18 protein-coding genes are annotated in these 23,784 nt (G+C 74.6%); 8 read left to right on the top strand and 10 right to left on the bottom strand.

What is annotated here, in order from left to right:
* Window positions 1-243 precede the first annotated feature (243 nt).
* Both ACGFN2_RS26100 and ACGFN2_RS26095 read right to left on the bottom strand, forming a co-directional pair.
* Entirely contained in the window at window positions 244-3,870 is a 3,627-nt protein-coding gene (locus ACGFN2_RS26100) for an ATP-dependent helicase (RefSeq protein WP_393364422.1), read from the bottom strand.
* A gap of 218 nt (window positions 3,871-4,088) precedes the next feature.
* Entirely contained in the window at window positions 4,089-4,496 is a 408-nt protein-coding gene (locus ACGFN2_RS26095; protein WP_393364419.1) for an MGMT family protein, read from the bottom strand.
* A gap of 189 nt (window positions 4,497-4,685) precedes the next feature.
* On the opposite strand from ACGFN2_RS26095, the gene ACGFN2_RS26090 reads away from it, so the two are divergent.
* A complete protein-coding gene (locus ACGFN2_RS26090) occupies window positions 4,686-7,703 on the top strand; it encodes a lysylphosphatidylglycerol synthase domain-containing protein (RefSeq protein WP_393364416.1) in 3,018 nt (1,005 codons plus the stop codon).
* An 85-nt stretch (window positions 7,704-7,788) separates the two neighbouring features.
* Here ACGFN2_RS26090 and moeZ read toward each other — a convergent pair whose 3' ends face one another.
* The 7 genes from moeZ to ACGFN2_RS26055 form a co-directional block, all read right to left on the bottom strand.
* Window positions 7,789-8,967 carry an adenylyltransferase/sulfurtransferase MoeZ gene (moeZ, locus tag ACGFN2_RS26085; RefSeq protein WP_362605397.1) on the bottom strand — a complete coding sequence of 393 codons (1,179 nt, stop codon included), beginning with the start codon at window positions 8,965-8,967 and terminating at the stop codon, window positions 7,789-7,791.
* A gap of 302 nt (window positions 8,968-9,269) precedes the next feature.
* The gene (locus ACGFN2_RS26080; RefSeq protein WP_362605398.1) at window positions 9,270-10,226 is read right to left on the bottom strand and encodes an NAD-dependent epimerase/dehydratase family protein; all 957 of its coding nucleotides are present in this window, start codon (window positions 10,224-10,226) and stop codon (window positions 9,270-9,272) included.
* A 253-nt stretch (window positions 10,227-10,479) separates the two neighbouring features.
* Window positions 10,480-11,700: a hypothetical protein gene (locus ACGFN2_RS26075; RefSeq protein ID WP_393364412.1), complete on the bottom strand. Its 1,221-nt coding sequence runs from the start codon at window positions 11,698-11,700 to the stop codon at window positions 10,480-10,482.
* Window positions 11,697-11,930 carry a hypothetical protein gene (locus tag ACGFN2_RS26070; RefSeq protein ID WP_393364409.1) on the bottom strand — a complete coding sequence of 78 codons (234 nt, stop codon included), beginning with the start codon at window positions 11,928-11,930 and terminating at the stop codon, window positions 11,697-11,699. The genes ACGFN2_RS26075 and ACGFN2_RS26070 overlap by 4 nt, the downstream gene beginning before the upstream one ends.
* Window positions 11,924-13,831 carry a DUF3492 domain-containing protein gene (locus tag ACGFN2_RS26065; RefSeq protein WP_393364406.1) on the bottom strand — a complete coding sequence of 636 codons (1,908 nt, stop codon included), beginning with the start codon at window positions 13,829-13,831 and terminating at the stop codon, window positions 11,924-11,926. The genes ACGFN2_RS26070 and ACGFN2_RS26065 overlap by 7 nt, the downstream gene beginning before the upstream one ends.
* A gap of 273 nt (window positions 13,832-14,104) precedes the next feature.
* A complete protein-coding gene (locus ACGFN2_RS26060; protein ID WP_393364403.1) occupies window positions 14,105-15,535 on the bottom strand; it encodes a DUF3152 domain-containing protein in 1,431 nt (476 codons plus the stop codon).
* 8 nt (window positions 15,536-15,543) lie between these two features.
* Window positions 15,544-16,566 carry an alpha/beta fold hydrolase gene (locus ACGFN2_RS26055; RefSeq protein ID WP_393364400.1) on the bottom strand — a complete coding sequence of 341 codons (1,023 nt, stop codon included), beginning with the start codon at window positions 16,564-16,566 and terminating at the stop codon, window positions 15,544-15,546.
* A 166-nt stretch (window positions 16,567-16,732) separates the two neighbouring features.
* Between ACGFN2_RS26055 and ACGFN2_RS26050 the strand changes: the two genes are divergently transcribed.
* From ACGFN2_RS26050 to ACGFN2_RS26035, 4 genes are all read left to right on the top strand, one after another.
* Window positions 16,733-16,951: a hypothetical protein gene (locus ACGFN2_RS26050; RefSeq protein ID WP_362605407.1), complete on the top strand. Its 219-nt coding sequence runs from the start codon at window positions 16,733-16,735 to the stop codon at window positions 16,949-16,951.
* Window positions 16,952-17,099: 148 nt separating this feature from the next.
* Window positions 17,100-17,741, top strand: a complete 642-nt coding sequence (locus ACGFN2_RS26045; RefSeq protein WP_362605409.1) for a TetR/AcrR family transcriptional regulator — start codon at window positions 17,100-17,102, stop codon at window positions 17,739-17,741.
* A 140-nt stretch (window positions 17,742-17,881) separates the two neighbouring features.
* Window positions 17,882-18,109 (top strand): DUF3107 domain-containing protein, encoded by a 228-nt coding sequence (locus tag ACGFN2_RS26040; protein ID WP_362605410.1) that lies wholly within the window; start codon window positions 17,882-17,884, stop codon window positions 18,107-18,109.
* Between the two features lie 283 nt (window positions 18,110-18,392).
* Complete coding sequence (locus tag ACGFN2_RS26035; protein WP_362605412.1) at window positions 18,393-18,683, top strand: hypothetical protein; 291 nt, start codon at window positions 18,393-18,395, stop codon at window positions 18,681-18,683.
* Between the two features lie 37 nt (window positions 18,684-18,720).
* Here ACGFN2_RS26035 and ACGFN2_RS26030 read toward each other — a convergent pair whose 3' ends face one another.
* Window positions 18,721-19,458, bottom strand: a complete 738-nt coding sequence (locus ACGFN2_RS26030) for a ferritin-like fold-containing protein (protein WP_393364395.1) — start codon at window positions 19,456-19,458, stop codon at window positions 18,721-18,723.
* A 310-nt stretch (window positions 19,459-19,768) separates the two neighbouring features.
* Between ACGFN2_RS26030 and ACGFN2_RS26025 the strand changes: the two genes are divergently transcribed.
* The 3 genes from ACGFN2_RS26025 (at window position 19,769) to ACGFN2_RS26015 (ending at window position 23,781) form a co-directional block, all read left to right on the top strand.
* A complete protein-coding gene (locus ACGFN2_RS26025) occupies window positions 19,769-22,198 on the top strand; it encodes a DEAD/DEAH box helicase (protein ID WP_362605416.1) in 2,430 nt (809 codons plus the stop codon).
* A gap of 112 nt (window positions 22,199-22,310) precedes the next feature.
* Window positions 22,311-23,177, top strand: a complete 867-nt coding sequence (locus ACGFN2_RS26020) for an alpha/beta hydrolase (protein WP_362605417.1) — start codon at window positions 22,311-22,313, stop codon at window positions 23,175-23,177.
* A gap of 121 nt (window positions 23,178-23,298) precedes the next feature.
* Entirely contained in the window at window positions 23,299-23,781 is a 483-nt protein-coding gene (locus ACGFN2_RS26015) for an SRPBCC domain-containing protein (protein WP_362605419.1), read from the top strand.
* Window positions 23,782-23,784 lie beyond the last annotated feature (3 nt).

Here is a 23,784-nt window from a genome sequence, read left to right as displayed (position 1 = left end):
GCCCCACCCCCCCCGGGGGGGGCGGGGGCCGGTGGGGGGGGGGGCGCCCGCCCCCACCCCCCCCCCCCCGCCCCCCCCCCACCCGCGCAGGCCCGTCACCGCACCCCGACAGCCCCGCGCAGCGGACCCGCCCGCCGCAGGCGCAACGACGGGCGCACCCGCGCAGCGGGGCGAAACACGGCGAGCAACCCCCACGGCGGGAAAGCCAAAAACGTGGGCCCGAAACCAAAGCGCAGCGGAGGGTCACTCCACGATGTGCCCCCCCTCCGGCTGGGCGCTGCACGCGGCGCGGAAGGTGCAGTGGGTGCAGTGGGTGCCGGTGGTGGGCGTGAAGCGCTCCTCCAGGACACGGCCGGCGGCGGTGGCGAGGAGGTCCCCGATCCACTCCCCGTCGGGCGGCGGCTGCGCCTGTACGGCGGGCAGCGCGTCGCCGCCCTCCTTCTGGGGGGCGCCGAGCCGCAGGTGGACCAGTTCGGCGCCGCCCGGTTCGGGGGTGCGGCCGTCGAAGACGTCGTCGACGGCGCCTTCGCGCACCGCGAGCTGGTAGACGGCGAGCTGGGGGTGGCGGGCGACCTCGGGGCCGGTCGGCTTCTGTTTGCCGGTCTTGAAGTCGACGACGTACGCCCGGCCCTGTGCGTCCTGGGAGACGTGGTCCATGCTGCCGCGGATACGGACCTCGTAGGCACCGGCCCGGAGGGTGAGGTCGAAGCCGTGCTCGGTGGCGACGGTGTCCCGGCCGTGGGTCTCGCGTTCCATGACGTGCCAGCGAAGGAAGCGTTCCAGTGCGGCGCGCGCCTGGTCCTTCTCCTGCCGTGACTTCCAGGGGGCGTCGAAGGCCAGGCCGTCCCATACGGAGTCCAGGCGCTCCATGAGGACGGTCAGGTCGGCGGGTGTGCGGCCGGAGGCGACCTCGTCGGCGAGCACGTGGACGACGTTGCCGAAGCCCTGGGCGGCGGTGGCGGGGGCGTCCGCCTTGACCTCGCGGCCCAGGAACCACTGGAGGGAGCAGGTGTTGGCGAGCTGGTCGAGGGCGCTGCCGGAGAGGACTACGGGGCGGTCGCGGTCGCGCAGCGGGACGCTGCTGTGGGTGGGATCGTGCAGGCCCCACCAGGTGTCGGGGTGGGCGGCGGGCACCAGGGGGTGGTGGTCGTCGTCGTGCAGCGCGGCCAGTTTCGCGAGCCGCTGGGCGGCGGCGTCGCGCAGCGCGGGGGTGGCGGCGGGGTCGACGGTGGTGGCGCGGAGTTCGGCGACGAGCGCGGCCACCGAGAGGGGACGGCGGGGGCGGCCGGTGACGTCCTGGGGGGTGACGCCCAGCTCGGTCAGGAAACGGGACGGCTGGTCGCCGTCGTCGGCCGCGGCCTTCACGGCGGTGACGACCAGGCGTTCCCGGGCGCGGGTGGCGGCCACGTAGAACAGGCGGCGTTCCTCGGCGAGCAGGGCGCCGGGGGTGAGCGGTTCGGCCAGGCCGTCGCGGCCGATCCGGTCGGCCTCCAGGAGCGAGCCGCGGCGCCGCAGGTCGGGCCAGAGGCCCTCCTGGAGGCCGGCGACGACGACGAGCCGCCATTCCAGGCCCTTGGCGCGGTGGGCGGTCATCAGGCGTACGGCGTCGGGGCGGACGGCGCGGCGGGTGAGGGTGTCGGCGGCGATGTCCTGGGCGTCGAGTTCCTCCAGGAAGTTGAGGGCGCCGCGGCCGCCGGTGCGTTCTTCGGCGCGGGCGGCGGTCTCGAAGAGGGCGACGACGGCGTCCAGGTCCCGGTCGGCGTTGCGGCCGGCGGCGCCGCCGCGGTGGGCGGCCCGCTCCAGGCGCTGCGGCCAGGGGGTGCCGTCCCACAGCTCCCACAACGCCTGTTCGGCGGTGCCGCCGCCGGCCAGCAGGGCGCGGGCCCTGCCCAGCAGCCGGCCGAGCCGCTGGGCGCCGCGGGCGTAGGCGGGGTCGTGGGCCACCAGGCGCCGGGGCTCGGCGAGCGCACGGGCGATCAGTTCGTCGGAGGGCGGCGGCAGTGGGTGCCCGGCGGCCCGTTCCTCCTCGCGCAGGGCACGGCCCAGACGGCGCAGGTCGGCGGAGTCCATCCCGCCCAGGGGGGAGGCCAGCAGGTCGAGGGCGGTTTCGGCGTCGAGCCACTGGGGGGCGGTGGCATCCGGGACGCCCTCCGGGGCGGCACCGGTGGAGGCGTCCGCTCCGGCCTCGTCCGCGCCCGGCTCGTCCGCGCCCAGCTCATCCGTACAGGGTTCCTCCCCACCCCGCTCGCCCGTACCGGGTCCGTCGGCATCCGGCTCGTCCGCACCGAGCTCGTCCATGCCCAGCTCGTCCACGCCCAGCCCGTCCCCACCCGGCTCGCCCGCCCCGGCTCCGTCCGTCCCGGCGTCATCCGCCCCCGGCTCCCGGCCGAGCGCCGCGCGGGCCGCCGCGCGGAGGGCCGTCAGCAGGGGGGCGACCGCGGGTTCGTGGCGCAGCGGCAGGTCGTCGCCGTCGATGTCCAGCGGTACCCCGGCAGAGGTGAGCGCCCGGCGCACGGCGGGGAGCGAGCGCCCGCCGGCGCGGACGAGGACGGCCATCTCCCGCCAGGGCACCCCGTCCTCCAGGTGGGCGCGGCGCAGGATGTCGGCGATGTTGTCGAGTTCGGTGCCGGGTGTCGGGTACGTGTACGCCTCGACGCGGCCGCCGTCCCGTACGGGCGCCGGTTCGCGGTGGGCGCGGACCTTCTGGGCGGGCAGACGGGTGAGCGGCATCCGGCGGGTGACCAGCCGGGTGGCGGCGAGCAGGGCGGCGCCGGAGCGCCGGGAGGTGCCGAGTACGGCCACCGGTGCGGGGCTGCCGTCGGCGCGCCGGAAGGTCTCGGGGAAGTCGAGGATGCCGTTGACGTCGGCGCCCCGGAAGGCGTAGATCGACTGGTCGGGGTCGCCGAAGGCGACGAGGGTGCGGCCCGGGGAGCCGGGTGCGGCGGTGGCTCCGTGGTTGCCGGCGAGCGCGCGCAGCAGCCGTACCTGGGCGGCGTCGGTGTCCTGGTACTCGTCGACGTAGACCGCGTCATAGGCGGCGGCCAGCTCGGCGGCGATGCCGGTGTCCTCGGCGAGCAGCACCGCGCGGTGCACCAGCTCGGCGTAGTCCAGGACGCCCTGGGCGTCCAGGACGTCGAGGTATTCGGCGAGGAAGGCGGCCGCTGCGCTCCAGTCGGGGCGGCCGGTGCGCTGGGCGAAGGCGCCGAGCGCCTCCGGCCCCAGGCCCAGCTCGCGGCTGCGGGCGAGCACGGCGCGGACCTCGTCGGCGAAGCCGCGGGTGGTCAGGCAGGCCCGCAGTTCGTCCGGCCAGCTCACCCGGGCGCGGCCGGTGCCGGCGAGTTCCGCCTGTCCTTCGAGGAGTTCCCGGACGGCGAGGTCCTGTTCGGGTCCGGACAGCAGCCGTACGGGGTCGGCGAAGAGGTCGGCGTCCTGGTGGGCGCGGACCAGGGCGTAGCAGAAGGAGTGGAAGGTCGTCGCCTGCGGGATGCCCGCCCGCCGTCCGCCGCCCGCCGGGCCGGGGTGTCCGTCGGGCGGTCCCTCCAAGGCGGCCAGCCGGGCCGCGAGCCGGTCGCGGAGTTCGGCGGCGGCCTTGCGGCTGAAGGTGAGGACGAGAATCCGCTCGGGGTCGCCGCCGGCCCGTACCCGTTGGGCGACCGACTCGACCAGGGTGGTGGTCTTGCCGGTGCCCGGTCCGGCCAGGACCAGCAGCGGCCCGTGCCGGTGGTCAACCACGGCGCGCTGTGCTGCGTCCAGAGCAGGAGAATCCGCCCGCCCCGGCGGGGTGCGGACCAGCCGGTACGCGCCGGGGACGGCCCGTCGCGCCGCCCGGTGGGGCTGCGTCGGCGGGGCGGCCGAGAAGGAGGAACTCACGTGGATCGCCGGTCCTGAGGAGGGTGTTCGTGGTGCGCGGGTGGTGCCGTTCGGGTCCCCCCGGACGGAGTCCGGCGGAGTGCCGCGGTGCGGGCCGCCGTCCTGGCGGGCGGTCCGGCCGTACGGTACGCGGCCGCGCCGTGACGGCGCTGCCCGACGCCATGCCGGACCGTACCCGGACCGCGCCGCGTCCCCCGGTCCGTCGCGGCCCGCTGTCGCTACCGCGGCGCCGCGCCGCCGGGCTGCTGCCCGTCCCAGCGGGCCCGCCGCATGTCGAGCCGCGGTATGGGGTCCGCGGTCCCCCGCGAGGCGGTGCGCAACGGGGTGCCTTCCGCCCGGTAGTGCGCCAGTGCGCGCTGTTCGCCGCCGGGCAGCGGGCGGCCGTCCGCGCGCACCACCCGCCACCAGGGCACCGCGCCCCCGTAGAGGGCCATCACCCGTCCCACCTGGCGCGGCCCGCCACCGCCCGCCGCGGGCAGCCCTTCGGGGGGCTCCTCGTCCCTGAGCCACTCCGCGACGTCCCCGTACGTCATCACCCGGCCCGCCGGGATCAGCTCGGCGACGGCGAGGACCCGTTCCGCGTAGGCGGGCAGCTCACCTGGCGCTGTGTCTCCGGTCCCACTCATTCGGTCCATCCTGCCGCACGGCACCGACAATGGGAGCGGACACACGGTCCCGCACCCCGCGGAGGTCGTCGGCACGGCGCCGTCAGCTGTGGCGAGGAGGAGGGGCGTTCCGCCTCCCGCACCCCCGAAATGCACCCTGATGCCCCCCTCCACCGGTCGGCCGTGCCACCATCTTCCGGACGGTGACTGGTGATACGAGATCAAGAAGAGACGGCCGAGCAGCAGGGTGCGGCGCCTCCACGGGAGGCGGGCGCCCCTGAAGCGCTGGCCGTCGACGCCGCCGGCACCGCGCCCGGACCGGCCGCTGCGACCGAGCGGCCCGAGCGGCAGCGGGCGGCACCACAGGGGAAGCACCAACGGGAGCCGGCCACGGCTTCCGCTACCGAAAAGGCGAGCACGATCGAGAAGGCCGAACGACCCGGGGCGTCCCAGAGGCCGGAAGGGCCCGAGGAGGCCGAGCCAACCGAGCGGCACGAGGAGGAGCGGAAGAGCAGTCGGCCCGCGGAGGAGCAGGTCCGGCACGACCAGGGCGAGGAGCCGGTGTCCGGCACGGCCCGGAGCAAGCCGCGTACCGGCTCGCACCGCGCCGATCTGACCGCCGACGAGTACGGCGAGTTCCACGTCGACCGGGTCTCCGGTGACGAGCCGCTGCTGCCCGCCCGGGTGCACCGGCCCTCCGACCTGCTGCGGCTGCTGCTCGGGATCGCCGGGATCGCGCTCGTCCTCGGGCTCGCCACGTTCGCACACGGCACCACCCAGGGCCTGGAGAACGACATCGGCAGCGGTGCGAAGGCGGCGCCCCCGCTGCTGATCAATCTGGCGGGGCTGACGTCCAGCGTCGCGGTGCTGATCGTGCCGGTGGCGTTCGCCGTGGAGCGGCTGATCAAGCGGGACGGGCTGCGGATCGCGGACGGGGTGCTCGCCGCCGTCCTTGCCCACGGGGTGTCGCTGGCCACCGACCTGTGGGTGGCCGAGGCCGCCCCGCCGTCCATCCGGGACGCGCTGACCCAGACCCTGGACAACGGTGCGCTGTCCGCGCCGGTGCACAGCTATCTGGCACCGGTGATCGCCTATATGACGGCGGTGGGCATGTCCCGGCGGCCGCGCTGGCGGGTCGCGATGTGGTGCGTGCTGCTGCTGGACTCGTTCGCGGTGCTGGTCGGGCGGTACACCACCCCGTTCGCGATCGTCACGACCGTGCTGATCGGCTGGACCGTCGCCTACGGCACCCTCTACGCCGTCGGCTCCCCCAATGTCCGTCCCACCGGACAGAACCTCCTCGCGGGGCTGCGCCGGGTCGGCTTCCACCCGGTGTCCGCGCTGCGCGCGGAGGACGCCGCCGGCCCCGAGCAGTCCGAGCACACCGACCGCGGCCGCCGCTACCTCGTCACCCTGGAGGACGGCCCGCCGATCGATGTCACCGTCGTCGACCGCGAGCAGCAGGCGCAGGGCTTCTTCTACCGGGTGTGGCGGCGGCTGTCGCTGCGCGGCATCAACCAGCGCCGCAGTCTGCAGTCGCTGCGCCAGGCGCTGGAGCAGGAGGCGCTGCTGGCGTACGCGGCCATCGCGGCCGGTGCCAACGCCCCCAAGCTGATCGCCACCTCGGAGCTGGGCCCGGACGCGGTGATGCTGGTCTACGAGCACATCGGCGGCCGCAGCTTCGACTCGCTGGCCGACGAGGAGATCACCGACGCGCTGATGCACAGCGCCTGGCGTCAGGTCGCGGCGCTGCAGTCGCGGCGGATCGCGCACCGGCGGCTGGTCGGTGACGCGCTGCTGGTGGATCGTTCCGGCAACATCGTGCTGACCGAGCTGCGCGGCGGGGAGATCGCGGCCGGTGATCTGGTGCTGCGGATGGACATCGCCCAGCTGCTGGCCACCTGCGGGCTGCGGGTCGGCGCGGAGCGCGCGGTGGCCGCGGCCGTCGAGGTGCTGGGCCCGGACGCGGTGGCGGACAGCCTGCCGCTGCTGCAGCCGATCGCGCTGAGCCGCACCACCCGCGCGACGCTGCGCCAGCTGGCCCGGGAGCGGGCCAAGCGGGAGCGGGAGGCGGTGCTGGAGGCCTCGCAGGCCGCCAAGGAGGCGCGGGAGGCCCGGGAGGCCGGTGGCCCGAAGGACCGCAAGGCGATCCGGGCCGAGCGGCACGCGGAGAAGCACGCCGAGAAGCGGGCCCTGGACGAGGCGAGCGAGGAGGCCCGGGAGGAGGACCTGCTGGCGCAGATCCGCCGGCAGGTGCTGCTGATCCGTCCGGCGGCGGTGATCGAGCCGGCGAAGCTGGAGCGGCTGAGCCCGCGCATCCTGATCAGCTGGATCGCCGGCGCGTTCGCGGTGTATCTGCTGCTGTCCCAGCTCACCCACTTCAACCTCAGCGATCTGATCAGCAAGGCCCAGTGGATGTGGGTGCTGGTCGCGGTGGGCTTCTCGGGGCTGACGTACATCGCGGCGGCGATGAGCCTGCTGGGGTTCGTCACGGAGAAGGTGTCGTTCGTCAGGACGGTCATCGCGCAGATCGCGGGCAACTTCGTGAAGCTGGTGGCGCCCGCGGCGATCGGCGGGGTGGCGCTCAACACCCGCTTCCTGCAGCGCGCGGGGGTCCGGCCCGGCCTGGCGGTGGCGAGCGTCGGCGCCTCCCAGCTGTTCGGGCTGGGCAGCCACATCCTGCTGCTGCTCACCTTCGGCTATCTGACGGGCACCGAACGGACCCCGACGATCTCGCCGTCCCGTACGGTCATCGCCGGGCTGCTGACCGTGGCCGTGCTGGTCCTGATCGTCACGGCGGTGCCGGCGCTGCGGAAGTTCGTCTCCACGCGGGTGCGGTCGCTGTTCGCCGGGGTGGTCCCGCGGATGCTGGACATCCTCCAGCGGCCCGGGAAGCTGGTCACCGGCATCGGCGGGATGCTGCTGCTGACGGCGGCGAACGTGATGTGTCTGGACGCCTCGATCCGCGCGTTCGGCGGCGGCGACACGATCAGCTACGCGAGCATCGCGGTGGCCTTCCTGGCCGGTAACGCGCTGGGCTCGGCCGCGCCGACGCCGGGTGGAGTGGGCGCCGTCGAGGGTGCACTGTTCGGTGCGCTGACCGTCGCCGGGCTCGCCGGTGATGTGGCGTTCCCGGCGGTGCTGCTGTTCCGGCTGATGGTCTTCTGGCTGCCGGTGCTGCCCGGCTGGGTGGCCTTCACCTACCTGACCCGCAAGGGCGAGATCTGAGCGGGCCCCCGCCGCAGCCACCTGTCCGACGCGAAGGCGCCGGTCCGTGAGCACGGACCGGCGCCTTACGGGTGGTGCGGGAAGCTCAGTAGACGGGCTTCTCCGGCTCGACGGTGTTGACCCAGCCGATGACACCGCCGCCCACGTGCACGGCGTCGGCGAAGCCCGCGGACTTCAGGACGGCCAGCACCTCGGCGGAGCGGACGCCCGTCTTGCAGTGCAGGACGATCTTCCGGTCCTGGGGGAGGTCCTGGAGGGCGGTGCCCATCAGGAACTCGTTCTTCGGGACCAGCCTGGCGCCGGGGATCGAGACGATCTCGAACTCGTTCGGCTCGCGGACGTCGATGATCTCGATCTTCTCGTCGCCGTCGATCCACTCCTTGAGCTGCTGCGGAGTGATCGTCGAGCCGGCCGCGGCCTCCTGGGCCTCCTCGGACACGACGCCGCAGAAGGCCTCGTAGTCGATCAGCTCGGTGACGGTGGGGTTCTCCCCGCAGATCGCGCAGTCGGGGTCCTTGCGGACCTTGACCTGGCGGTAGGTCATCTCCAGCGCGTCGTAGATCATCAGCCGGCCGACGAGCGGGTCGCCGATACCGGCGAGCAGCTTGATGGCCTCGTTGACCTGGATGGAGCCGATGGAGGCGCACAGCACACCCAGGACACCGCCCTCGGCGCAGGAGGGCACCATGCCGGGCGGCGGGGGCTCCGGGTACAGGCAGCGGTAGCAGGGGCCGTGCTCGGACCAGAACACCGACGCCTGGCCGTCGAAGCGGTAGATCGAGCCCCAGACGTACGGCTTGTTCAGCAGCACGCAGGCGTCGTTGACCAGGTAGCGGGTGGCGAAGTTGTCGGTGCCGTCGACGATCAGGTCGTACTGGGCGAAGAGCTCCATGACGTTGGTGGAGTCGAGGCGCTCTTGGTGCAGGTTGACCGTGACGTACGGGTTGATGCCCAGGACGGTGTCCTTCGCGGACTCCGCCTTGGAGCGGCCGATGTCCGCCTGGCTGTGGATGATCTGGCGCTGCAGGTTCGACTCGTCGACCTCGTCGAACTCCACGATGCCGAGTGTGCCGACACCGGCCGCGGCCAGGTACATCAGCGCGGGCGAGCCCAGGCCACCGGCGCCCACACAGAGCACCTTGGCGTTCTTCAGCCGCTTCTGCCCGTCCATCCCGACGTCGGGGATGATCAGGTGGCGGGAGTACCTGCGGACCTCATCGACGGTGAGCTCGGAAGCGGGCTCGACCAGGGGTGGCAGCGACACGGGGACTCCGTTGGTCGGTCTTGATGGGTTCCCCCCGCCCGGGCCGAGCCGAGCGTGGGGGAGCTTGCTCTCCCCGTAACACTGCCACGCCCTTCTTCATTCCGAGACACCCGTTCCGATGCGCGAGACGATTTCGTCCCAGTAGCCGGGCAGTGACGCCCAGGCGCCTCCGCCGGTGCCCGCCGCGGCGGCGGAGCGCCGGTCCTCCCCGCTCGCTCGTCCCACCGAGCGGGACACCCGTCTCACCCCGCCACGCCGCGGAGCGCGGAGCCTCCGCTCCGGTCAGGCCGGGACGCCGGTGGTCAGATGCGGCACGCGGCCTCCATCCAGATGTCGGCGAGGGACTCCTCCAGCCCGATCCGGGGGCGCCAGCCGAGCCGGTCGCGGGCGGTGCGGACGTCCGCCTGCTGCCAGGTGCCGCAGCCGTCCGGGTACGGGTAGGTGGCGGGCGGCGAACCGGCGGGGTGCTCCGGGGACGGGCCCGGGATGACCAGCCGGGCCGGCGGGGAGTCGAGTTCGTGCAGCGCGCCGCCGAAGCCGGCGACCCGGGCGAGCACCGAAGCGGCCTCCCGCAGCCGTACGGCCCGCCCGGTCCCGATGTTGACGACGCCCTGCGCGGCGGACAGCGAGGCGGCGTGCACCGCCCGCGCCACGTCGCGCACGTCGACGAAGTCCCGCTGCACGCCGAGCCCGCCGAGCTTGAGTTCGCTGTCGCCGGACTGCATGGCGCGGCGCATGGCCTCGGCGAGCCGGCCGAGCGGCGATCCCGCCGGGGTGCCGGGGCCGACCGGCGAGAACACCCGCAGCACGACGGCGTCGAGGCCGGAGCCCAGGACGAGTTCGGTGGCGGCGAGTTTGCTGACGCCGTACGGGCCGCCGGGGCGCGGCACCGCGTCCTCGGCGGTGGAGGAGCCGGGCTGGGAGGGCCCGTACTCGGAGGCGCAGCCCAGGTGGACGAGCCGGGCGCCGCAGCTGCTGCGCCGCAGCGACTCGCAGATGGTGGCGACCGCGACGGTGTTGTGCCGGGTCAGCTCGCGGGCGCCGCCCCGGGTGGCTCCGGCGCAGTTGACGACGACACCGGGGTGGACCGCGTCGAGGAAGCGGGTGAGCGCCCCGGGGCTGCCGGAGGCGAGGTCGAAGCGGACGTCGGCGTCGTCGCCCCGCCCGAGGGCGGTGAGCTGGACGGCCGGGTCGGCGAGCAGGCGGTCGGCGACGTAGCGGCCCAGGTAGCCGTTGGCGCCGATGAGCAGCACCCTCATCGTGCGGCCCCCCGGTGCGCGTGGTGTGTGGTCGGCTGGACGTTCATCTGTCGTGCTCCTAAGACGGATCGAGGGAAGCGGGTCGGCTCCGGCCGCGGGGTCGGCGTCCGCCCTGGGGGCGGGGGCCACGTGGGGGCGGTCCGCGGGGACAGGAACGGGGCGGCCGCTGCGGGGTGCCGCTCCCGGGGTGGTGCGTGGTGGGGTTGCCCGTGTGGGGGTGCGGGGTATCGGGGGCCGGGGGTCGTCCGGAGGATCACGGCCGGTGTGCCTCCGCCGGTCCGGTGGGGGCGGGCCAGTGCGCGCAGGCGCCGGCGAGCGCGCGCAGGCCGTAGCCGAGGAGGCCGAGGGCGGCGGCGGTGCAGGCCACGGCGGGTACCGCGGCCGGTCCCACCGTGGTGGTCAGCGCCTCGACCGGGGCGCCGAGCGGGGGCAGGCCGGGGAGCCGGGCGATCAGCACCAGGGCCAGGGCGAGGGCCTCCAGGGCGGCGGCCGAGGCCAGGCCGGTGGCGGCCGCTTCGGGGAAGCCGTGGACGGCGAGCAGCCGGGCCAGGAAGAGCAGCACGCCCAGCGCGGCCGCCGCCCCCGCGGTGACCGGGTCGCCACCGCCGAGGACCGCCTGCGCGCCGAGCAGCAGCGCGGCCAGCGCGCCCAGGAAGAGCAGGGTGGTGACGAGCAGTAACGGGCGTACCCGGGCGGCGAGTTCACCGAGTCCGCGGCTGGCGGCCAGGACGCCTCGTCCGCGCACCGTGAACCAGTGGGCGCAGCCGGCCGCGGGCGCGAGGGCGAAGGCAAGGGCCACGGCGGGGGCGACGGCGGCGTGGGGTGCGGCGTGGGGCAGGTCGGGGCCGCCGGTCAGCAGCTGTTCGAGCAGCCAGTCCCCGTACACCGCGTAGCCGGCCGTCCAGCCGGCCCACAGGCCGGCGGTGCGCGGTCCGCTGCCGTGGCGCAGCCGCAGCGGCCCGGCCCGCACGCCCAGCCGGACGGCGAGGGCGAGCAGGACCAGGCCCGCGGCGCCCACGCCGGTGCGTACGGCGGGGGGCTCGGTGTGCACCGAGGCGAGGGCGGCGACGGTCGCGACGCAGACGCCGCCGGGGAGCAGGTGCAGCGCCGCGCACACGGTGCGGGAGCGCCGGGCGGGGGTGGGTGCGGGCGCGGCCCCGGGGACGGTGTCCGAAGTGGCGCGCGGCACCCGGGCGTAGAGCTCCTCGGCCAGCGAGAAGACGTCCCGGTGCCGGAACCGGGCGGCCGTGCGGTCGGTGACGCCGTGCGCCTCCAGGCCGGCGGCGATCTCCAGTGCGTCGACGGCGCGGGCGCACAGTTCCTGGTGACGGTGCATCAGGGTGCGTACGGGGTCGGCGGGGCCGCGGCGCGGGGGGCGGGCGGCGGGGTCCTTGCGCGGGGGCACGGCCCGTTCGGCGCGGGCTTCCCCCGGGGCCGCCATGGCACCGGCGGCGCCGCCTTCGGGAGTCGTCATGCGCCGGCCCCCCTCCCCCGGGCCGGCGCGCAGCCGTCCGGGCCGGGGCGGCGGGGCGCGGTACGACGCCGGGGCGGGCCGGGTGTGTGCGGGGTGCGCCGGGCGACCGGGACGAGGCCGCCGGGACGGCCGGGGCGGCCGCCGCCGTGTGCCACATCCGCCATACCCGTCACCAGGGCCACGCCCACGACACCCATCGCACACATCACGTCCAGCACACTGGTCACCATTGCTCTCTCCTTCGCGCCGGCCATGCCTGGTCGCTCGTCGGGCCCTGCCGTCTCACGGCCTGTCCCACGTCCTGGACGGCCTCCGCTCCCCCGGCGTCCCCGCCCCCGTCGGCGGCGGCCGGCGCCGCGGGCCGCCGGGCCCCGGACGCCGCCCAGCGCGGGGTCCGGGGAGCCGGCGCGGTGACCGCCCGGGTGGCGGTGCCGGTCGCGGCCCAGCGGCCGGGGACATGGGACTCGGCGGGGCGGGCGAACGGCCGCGGGACGCCGTGCGCGTCCTGCGTGCGGCAGGCGGCCGGGCGAGCCGGGGCGTGCGAGATCAGCTCCAGGTAGATGCCACGAAATGCCGCGGTGTTCTGCTCGACGGTGAACAGTTCCAGCGCCCGCGCGCGGGCCGCCGCGCCCAGCCTGGCCCTGCGGTCCGGGTCGCCGAGCAGCGCGGCGCAGGCCTCGGCCAGGGCGCGGGGGTTGCGCGGCGGGACGACCAGACCGGTGCCGCCGATGACCTCGCAGACCGCGCCGGCATCGGTCGACACCGTGGCACGGCCGCAGAACATGGCTTCCACCAGGGAGCGCGGGAACCCCTCGATGACGCTGGAGAGCACCACCACCGCACCGGAGGCGTAGGCGTCCGCCGGGGCCGGCAGACCGGGGCCGCCGATCTCCTCGAAGCTGACCGGGCTCTCGCCGACGGTGCGGGCGTCGGCGGCCTCGTCGGGGAAGAGCTGGGCGGCCAGCGCCCGGCAGTGCGCGAGATAGCCGGGCGCCCCCGGGTCGCGGCCGGGCCCGCCGACGATGCGCAGGGTGGCCGCCGGTTCGGCCCGGCGGATCTCGGCGAAGGCGTGCAGCAGCGCGATGAGGTCCTTCGCGGGCTCGACCGTGCCGACCCACACCAGCGTCTTGGAGTCGTCCGCGGCGGCGTCCCCGACGGCGGCGAACGGGGCGGCGTCCATGCCCGGGTAGACCGTGCGCAGCCGGGCGCGGTCGGCGCCGCAGCGCTCCTGCCAGCGCCGGGCGTGGGTGTTGCCGGGGGTGATCAGCGCGGCCTGGGCGTAGGTCTCGGCGGCCAGCGCGCCCTGGAAGGCGGCGAGCAGCGCCCGCACCGGCACGCTCAACGGCGAGGCGGCGCGGGCGAGATAGTGCTCGCGCAGCCGGACGCCGTACTCGGTGACCAGGAGCGGGGTGCCGAAGAAGCGCTTGGCGAGCAGTCCGGGCAGGGCGGCGGCACCGGCGGAGGTGGCATGGCAGAGGTCCACGCCGCCGAGGCCGGGGGTGTCCCGGCCGCCGTACCAGTCCAGGGAGAGCGGCCGGAGCGCGAGTTCGAGCTGGGTGGTGACCGCCAGCAGATCGTTGACCTGCGCGCCCTGGGCGGCGGGCAGGGCGCGGGGGCCGCGGCAGACGGTCTCCAGGAGTCGTACGGCGCTCTCGGAGCGCAGCATCGCGGGCACCCCGCCGTGGTCGCGGGCGAGTTCGGCGAGCCCGTAGAGGCCGGTGGCGAAACGGTCCGCCTTCTTGGTCGCCGACGGACCGGGGCCGCTCTCCGGGTCCCCGTGGTGGGCGGCGCCGGCCGGCTCGTCCCCGGTGGGCACGGTGGCGAAGGCCGTCACGAGGGCGCCGAAGCACTCGGCGAAGCGGCGGCGGGCGCGGCGTCCGCCGACGCGGCCCCGGCGCTCGGCGGTCCGGCGGGGTGCGGCGGGGGCCTCGCCCCACAGGTGCGCGCGCCGTACCAGGCGGACGTGGTCCGGCAGTTCGGTCCGGGGCCGGGCCGCCCGGCGGGCGTCGGAGTTCAGGGCGTAGACCTCGAAGTCGTGGCCGGTCAGTCCGCGCACGAGCCGGTCGCACCACGCGGACGACTCACCGGACGCATCCGGATAACCACCTTCGGTGAGCAGTCCAATGCGCATGAGTGCACCCCCGTCCTCCCCTGTCGGCGTCCCTGATGTGCGGCGGCACGGCCGCCACCTGCAGGAAGAAGCTATGCAAAGGGGCCGGTGGCGCGATGGACGGTTGTCCGTCGCGCCACCGGAAGGGGTGAAAGCACGTAACTTTCCGCCCCTAAGGGCGTTTCTTCGCGCTATAGGCGTACCAGGGCCCGCGCGGTGGACCGGCACGGGGCAGGGACCGCCCCACGGGGTGCGCGCCGGGCGGCGGGCCCGTCGGCGCCGGGCCGGGCCCGGTCAGCGCTGGGTGGGGAACGGCCAGGAGTTGGGGCGGCAGGTCGCCCCGTCCGTGGTCAGGAACTTGGTCTGCTGCATCATCACCGGGGCCAGGGCGCCCTGCCGGGAGCAGGTCTCGTGGTTGTGCCCGAGCCGGTGGCCGACCTCGTGGTTGATCAGCATCTGCCGGTAGGCGTGCATCTTGTCGTGGCCGTAGGTCCGGGCGCCCTGCGCCCACCGATAGGCGTTGATCATGACCCGGTCGGTCGCCGCGGAGTCGCAGGAGACCTTGTCCTGGCTGGTGTCGAGGCCGGACTTGGCGCACCACTCGTCGGTGGTCCCCGGACTCGCCAGCGTGATCACAAAGTCGGCGTCGCCGGAGCCCACCCGCTGGAAGGCCATCTTCCCGCCGTGTGCCCAGCTCCGGCTGTCGTTGAGGGTCTTGTGCACCGCCTCGGCGAACAGGTCGCCGTCCAGCGGCAGCCCCTCCTCGATGTCGACGCGGTAGCGCAGCACCTTGCCCTTGCCGGGCGCCTCGGCGTCCCCGCCGGCCGGCGTGAACCGGCCGGTGGCCGTCAGCTTCGCGTCCAGCGGGAAGACCTGGTTCATCTTCTCGTCGTAACTGGCGGGCTTGGCGTCCTGGGTGGGCCTGGTGTGCGACCGGGAGGCCTCGTCGTCGACCCCGTCGGCGCGGTCGCTGCCGCTGCGCGGCTGCGGCTCGCCGTCCTTCGTGTGCTGCTCGGCGACCTGGCCCGCGATGACCACGGCGAGCACGGTGGTGACCGCCGCGGCCGCCGCGCCGGTGAAGGTCCGGCCCTTGCCGCCCTTCCTGACGCCGTGCCGCCCCTCCTCCGCGCCGTAGCCGTCGTCCAGGTCCTCGTCACCGGGCCCGCCGGGCCCCGCACCGAGCACGCCGGGCTCCGCCGGCCGGTCCTGCCCGTCGGCCGCTTCGCGGTCGAAGACGACCGACCGGCCCGTGTACCGGCCGCCGGGGGCCGCGCCGTCCGTGCCGGGTCCGTACGCACCGGCCGCCGCGGCCGCCTTCCGGGGCGCACCAGCCCGGAACACATCGTCCTCGGGGTCGCTCACCTCGACCGCACCGCGCGGGTACGTGCCGGCGTCGAAGGCCTCCACGAACTCGCGCCGGGGTCCCGGACCGCTGCCCGGTGCCGCCATCCGCGGCCCGTGGGGCATCTCCGCGCGGGGCCGGGGAATACGGGGCGCGCCCTGTCCGGGCGCCGGCGTGGTGGGGAACTCGCCCCAGCCGCCGCCCGGTTCCCGCTGTTCGGGGTGGCCACCGCGCACCACGTCGCCCTCGAACGGCTCGCGTCTGCGGCGGCCCGAGCCCGGTCCGGGCGGCGTGCCGCCCGGGGTGCCCTCACCGGGCGGACCGGCCGTCTCCGGGGTGTCCGTTGCGGTTTCCGGCCGGCCTTTGCGGCTGTGGCGTCCCACGGGGTGTGTCAGCTCCTGCCCGCATCAGCGGTCACATCGGTCATGTCACTGTCGAGCAGTTCGCGGACGGCCCGCGCCACTGTCTCCGGGTACTCCATCATCGCCACGTGCCCCGCCTCCGGAAGCGTCAGCAGTCGCGAACCGCGGAACGCCGCGGCCGCCCGCCGCGCCATCCGGAAGGAGACCAGGCGGTCGCGCCCACCGTAGACGAGAAGGGTGGGGGCGAGCACTCTCTCTGCCTGACGCCACAAATTATGCTGGCCGCCGAGCGTGTAGGCGTTCACCAGGCCGCGCGCGGAGCGCTCCATCACCTCCCAGAAATAAGGGAGTTCGAGCCGTCGCGCGTATTCGTCGACCGCGGCGTTGAACCCTTCCGGGCTGACCCGGCCGGGATCGCCGTAGCAGAGCGCCAGCACCTCACGGGTGCGGCGCTCGGGCGTCCAGTCATGGGTGAGCCGGCCGAAGAGCCCGGCGAGACCGGGCACCGCGAGCAGTGCGGTGGGCACCGCGGTCAGCTGCGGGCGCAGTTCGGGCAGCGCCGGGGAGACCAGCGTCAGGGTCCGCACGAGGTCGGGGCGCTCCGCCGCCACCCGGGTCGAGGCGGCGCCGCCCATGGAGTTGCCGATGAGGTGGACGGGGCCGCGCCCGGCCGCGTCGAGGTGGCGGATGACCGCGCGGGCCTGCGCGGAGACGGAGTAGTTGCCGTCGGCGGGCGGCGGCGAGTGCCCGAAGCCGGGCAGGTCGATCGCCTCGCCGTCCACCCGGTCGGCGAGCAGCGGCATCAGGTCCGACCAGTTCTGCGAGGAGCCGCCGAGTCCGTGGACGTAGAGCGCGGGTTCACGGTCCCGCCCGTCACCGGCCCCGCTGCCGCCGCCCTCCGGGGCGGGCGGTCCGACCGGTGCCCGTACGGTCAGCGTGAGGCCCGGGAGGGTCACGGTGCGCAGCGTCTCCGCCGCGCCGGGCCGGCCGGAGCCGGCCGGGGGCACCGGGAGGGCGGCAGTCGCGGTGTCCGGCGACTCGGTCGAAGACATGGGTCGATGTTACGAGACGATCACGCCCACGATCGTGTGTCCGCGGTCACACACCGCATCGCGCTGACGCGGCCGCTCTCCTACGCTCGTAGGCGAGGGCGGCAGCCCCGGCCTGCTCATGCCTGGCACCAGCCGACGAAGCGAGCACGCGAGAAAGGGAGCCACCATGCGCGTCGACCCGACTGACCCGGAGACCTTCGAGGACGAGAGCGACGCCACCGAGTTCGATGTCGAAGCACCGGAAGCGGACGCGGCGGAGCAGTACGCCGACGTCACCCCGCGCCGCGACGAGCCGCTGACCACCGCCGACCCGGACTCCGCGAACGAGGCGGACCGCGCCGAACAGGCCCGCGTGGTGGAGCTCAACGAAGACGAATACCGATGACCTGGCACGTTATGTCGGCTTATGGCCCCGAGGCCGGGCATAAATTCTCGGCCCGGACCGCGCACAGCCGGGTTACCCAAAAGTACGATGGCGGGCGCGGTGCACCACCTTGTACAGGCCGCGAACGGAACCACTTCTGGGAGGCAGCGTGAGCGCCATCGAGCAGACCGAGGCGGCGCGCCCGCGGGGCACGCGCCTGCCACGCCGCGCCCGGCGCAACCAGCTTCTGGGCGCCGCGCAGGAAGTTTTTGTCGCGCAGGGCTACCACGCGGCCGCGATGGACGACATCGCCGAGCGGGCGGGCGTCAGCAAGCCGGTGCTCTACCAGCACTTCCCGGGCAAGCTGGAGCTCTACCTCGCGCTGCTCGACCAGCACTGCGAGGCCCTGCTGCAGTCGGTGCGGACGGCGCTGGAGTCGACGACCGACAACAAGCAGCGGGTCGCGGCGACGATGGACGCCTACTTCGCGTACGTGGAGGACCCGGGCGGCGCCTTCCGCCTGGTCTTCGAGTCGGACCTCACCAACGACCCGGCGGTCCGTGAGCGGGTGGACAAGGTGTCGCTGGAGTGCGCCGAGGCCATAAGCGCGGTGATCGCCGAGGACACCGGCCTGTCACGGGACGAGTCGATGCTGCTGGCCGTGGGTCTGGGCGGAGTGTCCCAGGTGGTGGCGCGCTACTGGCTGTCCTCGGAGAGCCAGGTCCCGCGGGACACCGCGGTGCAGCTGCTGACGTCGCTCGCCTGGAAGGGCATCGCCGGTTTCCCCCTGCAGGGCGGCGAAACGCACTGACCCTGTTCGCTGCGGGCGTGGCCCATGGCGTCCTGCGTGTCCCCGTACCGGGCTAATGTGTGCTGCGTACGGCGCGGATGACCGCGCTTCCTCCCCCAGCTGAGGCTGGGGACCCCCAGACCGTCGGAGGGACAAAAGCCGTGGAGGTCAAGATCGGCGTGCAGCACGCGCCCCGCGAGATCATTCTGGAGAGCGGGCAGTCTGCCGAAGAGGTCGAGAGCGCTGTGTCCGACGCGCTGGGCGGCAAGTCGCAGCTGCTGAGCCTGGTGGACGACCACGGTCGCAAGATTCTGGTCCCGGCGGACCGGCTGGCCTATGTCGAGATCGGCGAGCCGACCGCCCGCAAGGTCGGGTTCGGCGCGCTCTGAGCGCGGGGCGCCGGCCACGGCGCCCACCAGGACACGAGGGCGGCGGCCCGGAGATTCCCTTCTCCGGGCCGCCGCCCTCGCCTGTCGTTTCCAGGCCCGCCCGGGCGCCGCTTCCGGGCCCGGCCGGGGGGCGTTTGCGCAGATCAGGCTGTTCGAGTCGGTTCGGCTGGGCTGATCAGGCAGCGGACCGGCGGGGCGAGGGTTGCTGCCGGTGCCCCTTGGGTACGACCGCGTAAGACCGGTTTGTTCATCGATCGGCGTTTGTCACGCGGGAGGGAACAGCATGATCTGGGAAGCACTCGGCGCCCTGCTCATCGGCTTTGCCATCGCTCTGTCCGCCACGCGATGGCTGCCCGACCGCTTCCCCTCGCGCAGCCTCACGCTCGCGACCGGCCCGGTCGCGGCGCTGCTCGGCGCGGTGCTGACCCGCTCGATCCTCGGTCCGGGGTATCCCGTGCAGGTGATGGTGGCCTCGGTCGCCGTGGGAGCGGCGCTGCTGTCGGTCCTGGTACGCCCGCCGCACCGGCGCCTGCGGCACCCGGCCCCGACACTGAAGGGGCACCGGACGGCCTGAGCCGCCCGGCACCCCGCTACGACAGGCCCTAGGGACGTCAGGCCGCGAGACCCAGCGCCGCCATCCTTTTGGTGTGCGCCTCGGTGATCCGGGAGAACATCCGGCCCACCTCCGCCAGGTCGAAGCCGTCGGCCACGCCGCCCACCAGCATCGTGGAGAGCGCGTCGCGGTCCGCGACCACCCGCTGCGCCTGGGAGAGCGCCTCGCCCATCAGGCGGCGCGCCCACAGCGCCAGCCGCCCGCCGACCCGCGGCTCGGCCTCGATGGCCGCGCGCACCTTCTCCACGGCGAACGAGGCGTGCCCGGTGTCGTCCAGCACGGCCAGCACCAGACCGCGGGTGTCGGAGTCCAGCCGGGCCGCGACCTCGCGGTAGAAGTCACTGGCGATCGAGTCGCCGACATAGGCCTTGACCAGGCCCTCCAGCCAGTCCGACGGCGCGGTCTGGCGGTGGAACTCGTCGAGGGCGGCGGCGAACGGCTCCATGGCCTCGTTCGGCTCGGCCTCGATCTGTGCGAGCCGGTCCCGCAGCCGCTCGAAGTGGTGGAACTCTGCCGAGGCCATCTTGGCCAGTTCGGCCTTGTCGTCCATCGTCGGCGCGAGCTTGGCGTCCTCCGCCAGGCGCTCGAAGGCGGACAGCTCGCCGTAGGCGAGGGCGCCGAGCAGGTCGATCACGGCGGCCCGGTACTGCGGGTCGGCGGATGCCTGCGCCCAGTCCTGGGCGGCGATCCCGGTGTTCTCTTGCGCGTCAGCCGCGGCGTTGTCAGGCGTTCCCATGACCGGCACAATAGCCCGCTCGGCGGCTCGGGGAAGGGCCTGGTCAGCCACAGCCGTTCCCTCGTACGAACGACGGTCGTAGCCGGTGCCGGGGCGCCGGACCGGCCGTGATGTATTCCTCACTCATACAAGCCTTCGGATAGGCGAGCCATATCCGGGGTACAGTGGTATTTGGACCTGCCGAGTATCGGTGGGTCGTTCCACGAAGCGGATGCCCGGTCGGTGGCCCGATCGGCTCCAAACCGACCGCCCTCTCTTGCGGCGCGTAGCAGACATACGCACGGCGAGAGGGACACCGCTCGCGGCAGGAGTGCCTGAGCGTTGGCAGTGGTCCCGCCCCACCGGCCCCTCCGGCCGGCCCGTACGAACTCCGTACGAAGGTGCGGTACGACCCCCTTCGCCGCCTCACGCCGCGTCTCACAGAAGAGGCAAGATTCTGTCTACGTTCCGAGACCTCGGGATTTTCCCCGAGACGGCCGAGGCGCTGGAAGCCGTCGGCATCATCTCCCCCTTTCCCATCCAGGAGCTGACGCTCCCCGTCGCCCTCTCCGGCAACGACGTCATCGGCCAGGCCAAGACCGGCACCGGCAAGACCCTGGGCTTCGGCCTGCCGCTCCTGGAGCGCGTCACGGTCCCCGTGGACGTCGAGGTCGGCCGGGCGCAGCCCGGTCAGCTGACCGAGGCGCCGCAGGCCCTGGTGGTCGTGCCGACCCGTGAGCTGTGCCAGCAGGTCACCAACGACCTGCTCACCGCCGGCAAGGTGCGCAACGTCCGGGTGCTGGCCATCTACGGCGGCCGTGCCTACGAGCCGCAGGTCGAGGCGCTGAAGAAGGGCGTCGACGTCGTCGTCGGCACCCCCGGCCGCCTGCTCGACCTGGCGGGCCAGAAGAAGCTGAACCTCTCCCAGGTCAAGAGCCTGGTGCTGGACGAGGCCGACGAGATGCTCGACCTGGGCTTCCTGCCCGACGTCGAGAAGATCATCCAGCTGCTGCCGGCCAAGCGCCAGACGATGCTGTTCTCCGCGACCATGCCCGGCCAGGTCATCTCGCTGGCCCGCCGTTACATGTCGCAGCCCACGCACATCCGCGCCACCGCGCCGGACGACGAGGGCCAGACCGTCGCCAACACCGTCCAGCACGTCTTCCGTGCGCACTCCATGGACAAGCCGGAGATGGTCTCCCGCATCCTCCAGGCCGAGGGCCGGGGCCTGGCGATGGTGTTCTGCCGGACGAAGCGGACCGCCGCCGACATCGCCGACCAGCTCGCACGCCGGGGCTTCGCCTCCGGCGCGGTGCACGGCGACCTCGGCCAGGGCGCCCGTGAGCAGGCGCTGCGGGCCTTCCGCAACGGCAAGGTCGACGTCCTGGTCTGCACCGACGTCGCCGCCCGCGGTATCGACGTCGAGGGCGTGACGCACGTCATCAACTACCAGTCGCCCGAGGACGAGAAGACCTACCTGCACCGCATCGGCCGTACGGGCCGCGCGGGCGCCAAGGGCACCGCGGTCACCCTCGTCGACTGGGACGACATCCCGCGCTGGAAGCTGATCAACAAGGCGCTGGACCTGGCCTTCGACGAGCCGGAGGAGACCTACTCCACCTCCGCGCACCTCTACGAGCAGCTGAACATCCCCGCGGGTACCAAGGGCGTGCTGCCGCGCGCCGAGCGCACCCGGGCCGGGCTGGCCGCCGAAGAGGTCGAGGACCTGGGCGAGACCGGTGGCCGGGGCCGTGGTCCCCGTAAGGGTGCCGTCGTGGAGGAGGAGCGCCCCGCGCGCACCCGTACCCCGCGGCAGCGCCGCCGTACCCGTGGCGGCACCGCGCTGGACGGCCCGGCCGGTGCCACGGCACAGACGACCGGGTCGCCCGCCGCCGAGAGCACCCAGGACGCCGCTCAGGGCACGGAGGCCGCCGGACCGCGGCAGCCGCGCCGGCGCCGGCGTACCCGCTCGTCGAGCCAGTCCGGTGCCGTGACGGCGCCGGTGGCCGAGGCCGCGCGCAACACCGAGGTCGCCAAGGACACCGCTGTGGTGGCCAAGGGCGCCGCTGTGGTGGCCCAGGCCGCCGCCGTGGTGACCGAGGCTCCGGCCGAGCCCGTGAAGCCGCGCCGCCGCCGTCCCCGGGTGGCCCGGCCGGTGGAGACCGAGAGCTTCCAGACCGTCGAGGTCGCCGCCCGGGCGCTCGCGGCGGAGCGCGCGGCAGCCGCCGAGGCCGCTGCCGTGACGGAGCCCGTCGAGGCACCGGCCAGGCCGCGCCGCCGTTCCCGCAGCGCCGCCAAGGCCGCGGCGGAGACGGCGCCGGCGGTGGTGACGGAGACCGTGGCCGAGGCCGCGGACGCCGTGACCGAGGCCCCGGCCAAGCCGAAGCGCACCCGCAAGTCGGCTGCCGCCAAGGCCGCCGAGGCCGCCGAGGCCGCGGTGGACACCGCCGAAGGTGCCGTGGAGGCGCCGGCCAAGCCCAAGCGGACGCGGAAGACGGCTGCCGCGAAGGCCGCCGAGGCCGCGGAGACCGTGACGGAGGCACCGGCCAAGCCCAAGCGCACCCGGAAGACCGCCGCCGCGAAGGCCGCCGAGGCCGCGGTGGACGCTCCCGCCGAGGACGCCCCGGTGAAGCCGAAGCGGACGCGCAAGAGCGCTGCCGCCAAGCCGGCCGCGGAGGCGGCGGAGGGCGCCGAGGCCAAGCCGGTGCGCCGCCGCACCCGCGCCAAGGCCACGGCGGCCGAGGCGACGCCCGAGAGCTGACCCGCCCGGTCCTCCTGGACCCGGCACCGACGACCCGGCCCCGCACCGCGCGGGTGCCGGGTCGTCGGCGTCCCGGCCCTGTTTTGCCACCCGGCCCGGATAACCTCACTGCATGAGCAGGCCGCCCACCCTCACGCTGCCCCCGTGCGCCCGTGCGTACCGACTCGACACCGCGCGCGGCTCCTTCGCCGTGCAGGACGCCCGGCCCGAGGCCGCACCGATCGGGACCGCCCTGCTGGTGCCCGGGTTCACCGGTAGCAAGGAGGACTTCGTCGCCTTGCTGGAGCCGCTCGCCGCGGCCGGCTTCCGGGCGGTCGCGGTGGACGGCCGCGGCCAGCACGAGTCCGCCGGGCCGCGCGAGGAACAGGCTTATGCGCAAAGGGAGTTGGCGCTCGACGTGCTGGCGCAGGCGCGGGCCGTGCGGGAGCCGGACAGCGGCCCGGTCCATCTGCTGGGGCACTCCCTGGGCGGGCTGGTCACCCGGGCCGCCGTGCTGCTGGACGCGGCCCCGTTCCGTTCGCTCACCGTGCTCAGCTCCGGGCCGGCCGCCATCGAGGCGTCCCAGCAGGCCCGGGTGCGGATGCTGATCGAGGCGCTCGGCACGCTCGACATGGAGAGCGTCTGGCGGGCGATGCGCGAACTGGACCCGCCGGAGGCGGCGGACGCGGCGACACCGCCGGAGATCGGCGCGTTCCTGCACCGCCGCTGGCTGAACACCGTGCCCGAGCAGCTGATCGCGACCGGCCGGCAGATGCTGGCGGAGCCCGACCGGGTGGCGGAGCTGGCCCGTACCGGGCTGGCCGTCCATGTCGTCTCCGGCGCCGTCGACTACGCCTGGCCGGTGGCGTGGATGGACGACATGGCGGAGCGGCTGTCCGCCCGGCGCACCGTCATCGAGGGCGCCGAGCACTCCCCCAACGCCGAGCGTCCGGAGAAGACGGCGGAGGCGCTGGCCGGGTTCTGGAGCGGGGTGGGCTGAGGGCGGGCCGGTGGGCCGAGCGGGCGGTGTCGCCAGGACAGCGCCCGGCGGTTCGGCGAGCATCGAGGGAGGCGGCCCGGCGCGGTCCGGGCCGCACCGGCTTCGTACGAAGGGCTCCCTGATGACCGAGAACCCGGCGACTCCCCCGGCCGACCCCGGGGACGGCCCCCACGGCATCGCGCTCACCCGGACCTTCGACGCCCGCCGTGAGCTGGTCTTCGAGGCGTGGACGAGGCCCGAGCACTTCGGGTACTGGTTCGGCGGGGAGCTGGCGGTGCCCGCCGACCGGATGACGATGGACCCGCGGCCGGGCGGGGTGTGGAGTCTGGTGATGCGCACCCCGGACGGCGGTGAGCTGCCGTTCTCCGGCGTCTACCGTGAGGTGGCGCCCCCGGAGCGGCTGGAGTTCACGCTCAAGGACGCGTCCGCGCCGGACGGCATCGAGGGCGAGATCGTCCGGGTCACCCTGACCGATCTCGGGGGCCGTACGGAGATGGCCTTCCGCCAGCTCGGCGGGAATCTCACCTCCGAGCAGTACCGCCAGGCGGAGGCGGGCTGGTCGGGCTTCTTCGACCGTCTCACGGAGCTGCTCGCACAGGCCTGATCC

It is taken from the genome of Streptomyces sp. NPDC048612 (assembly GCF_043199295.1).
GTDB lineage: Bacteria > Actinomycetota > Actinomycetes > Streptomycetales > Streptomycetaceae > Streptomyces.
The sequence above is the reverse complement of the archived record's forward strand: the minus strand, read 5'-3'. Positions and strand labels throughout refer to the sequence as shown.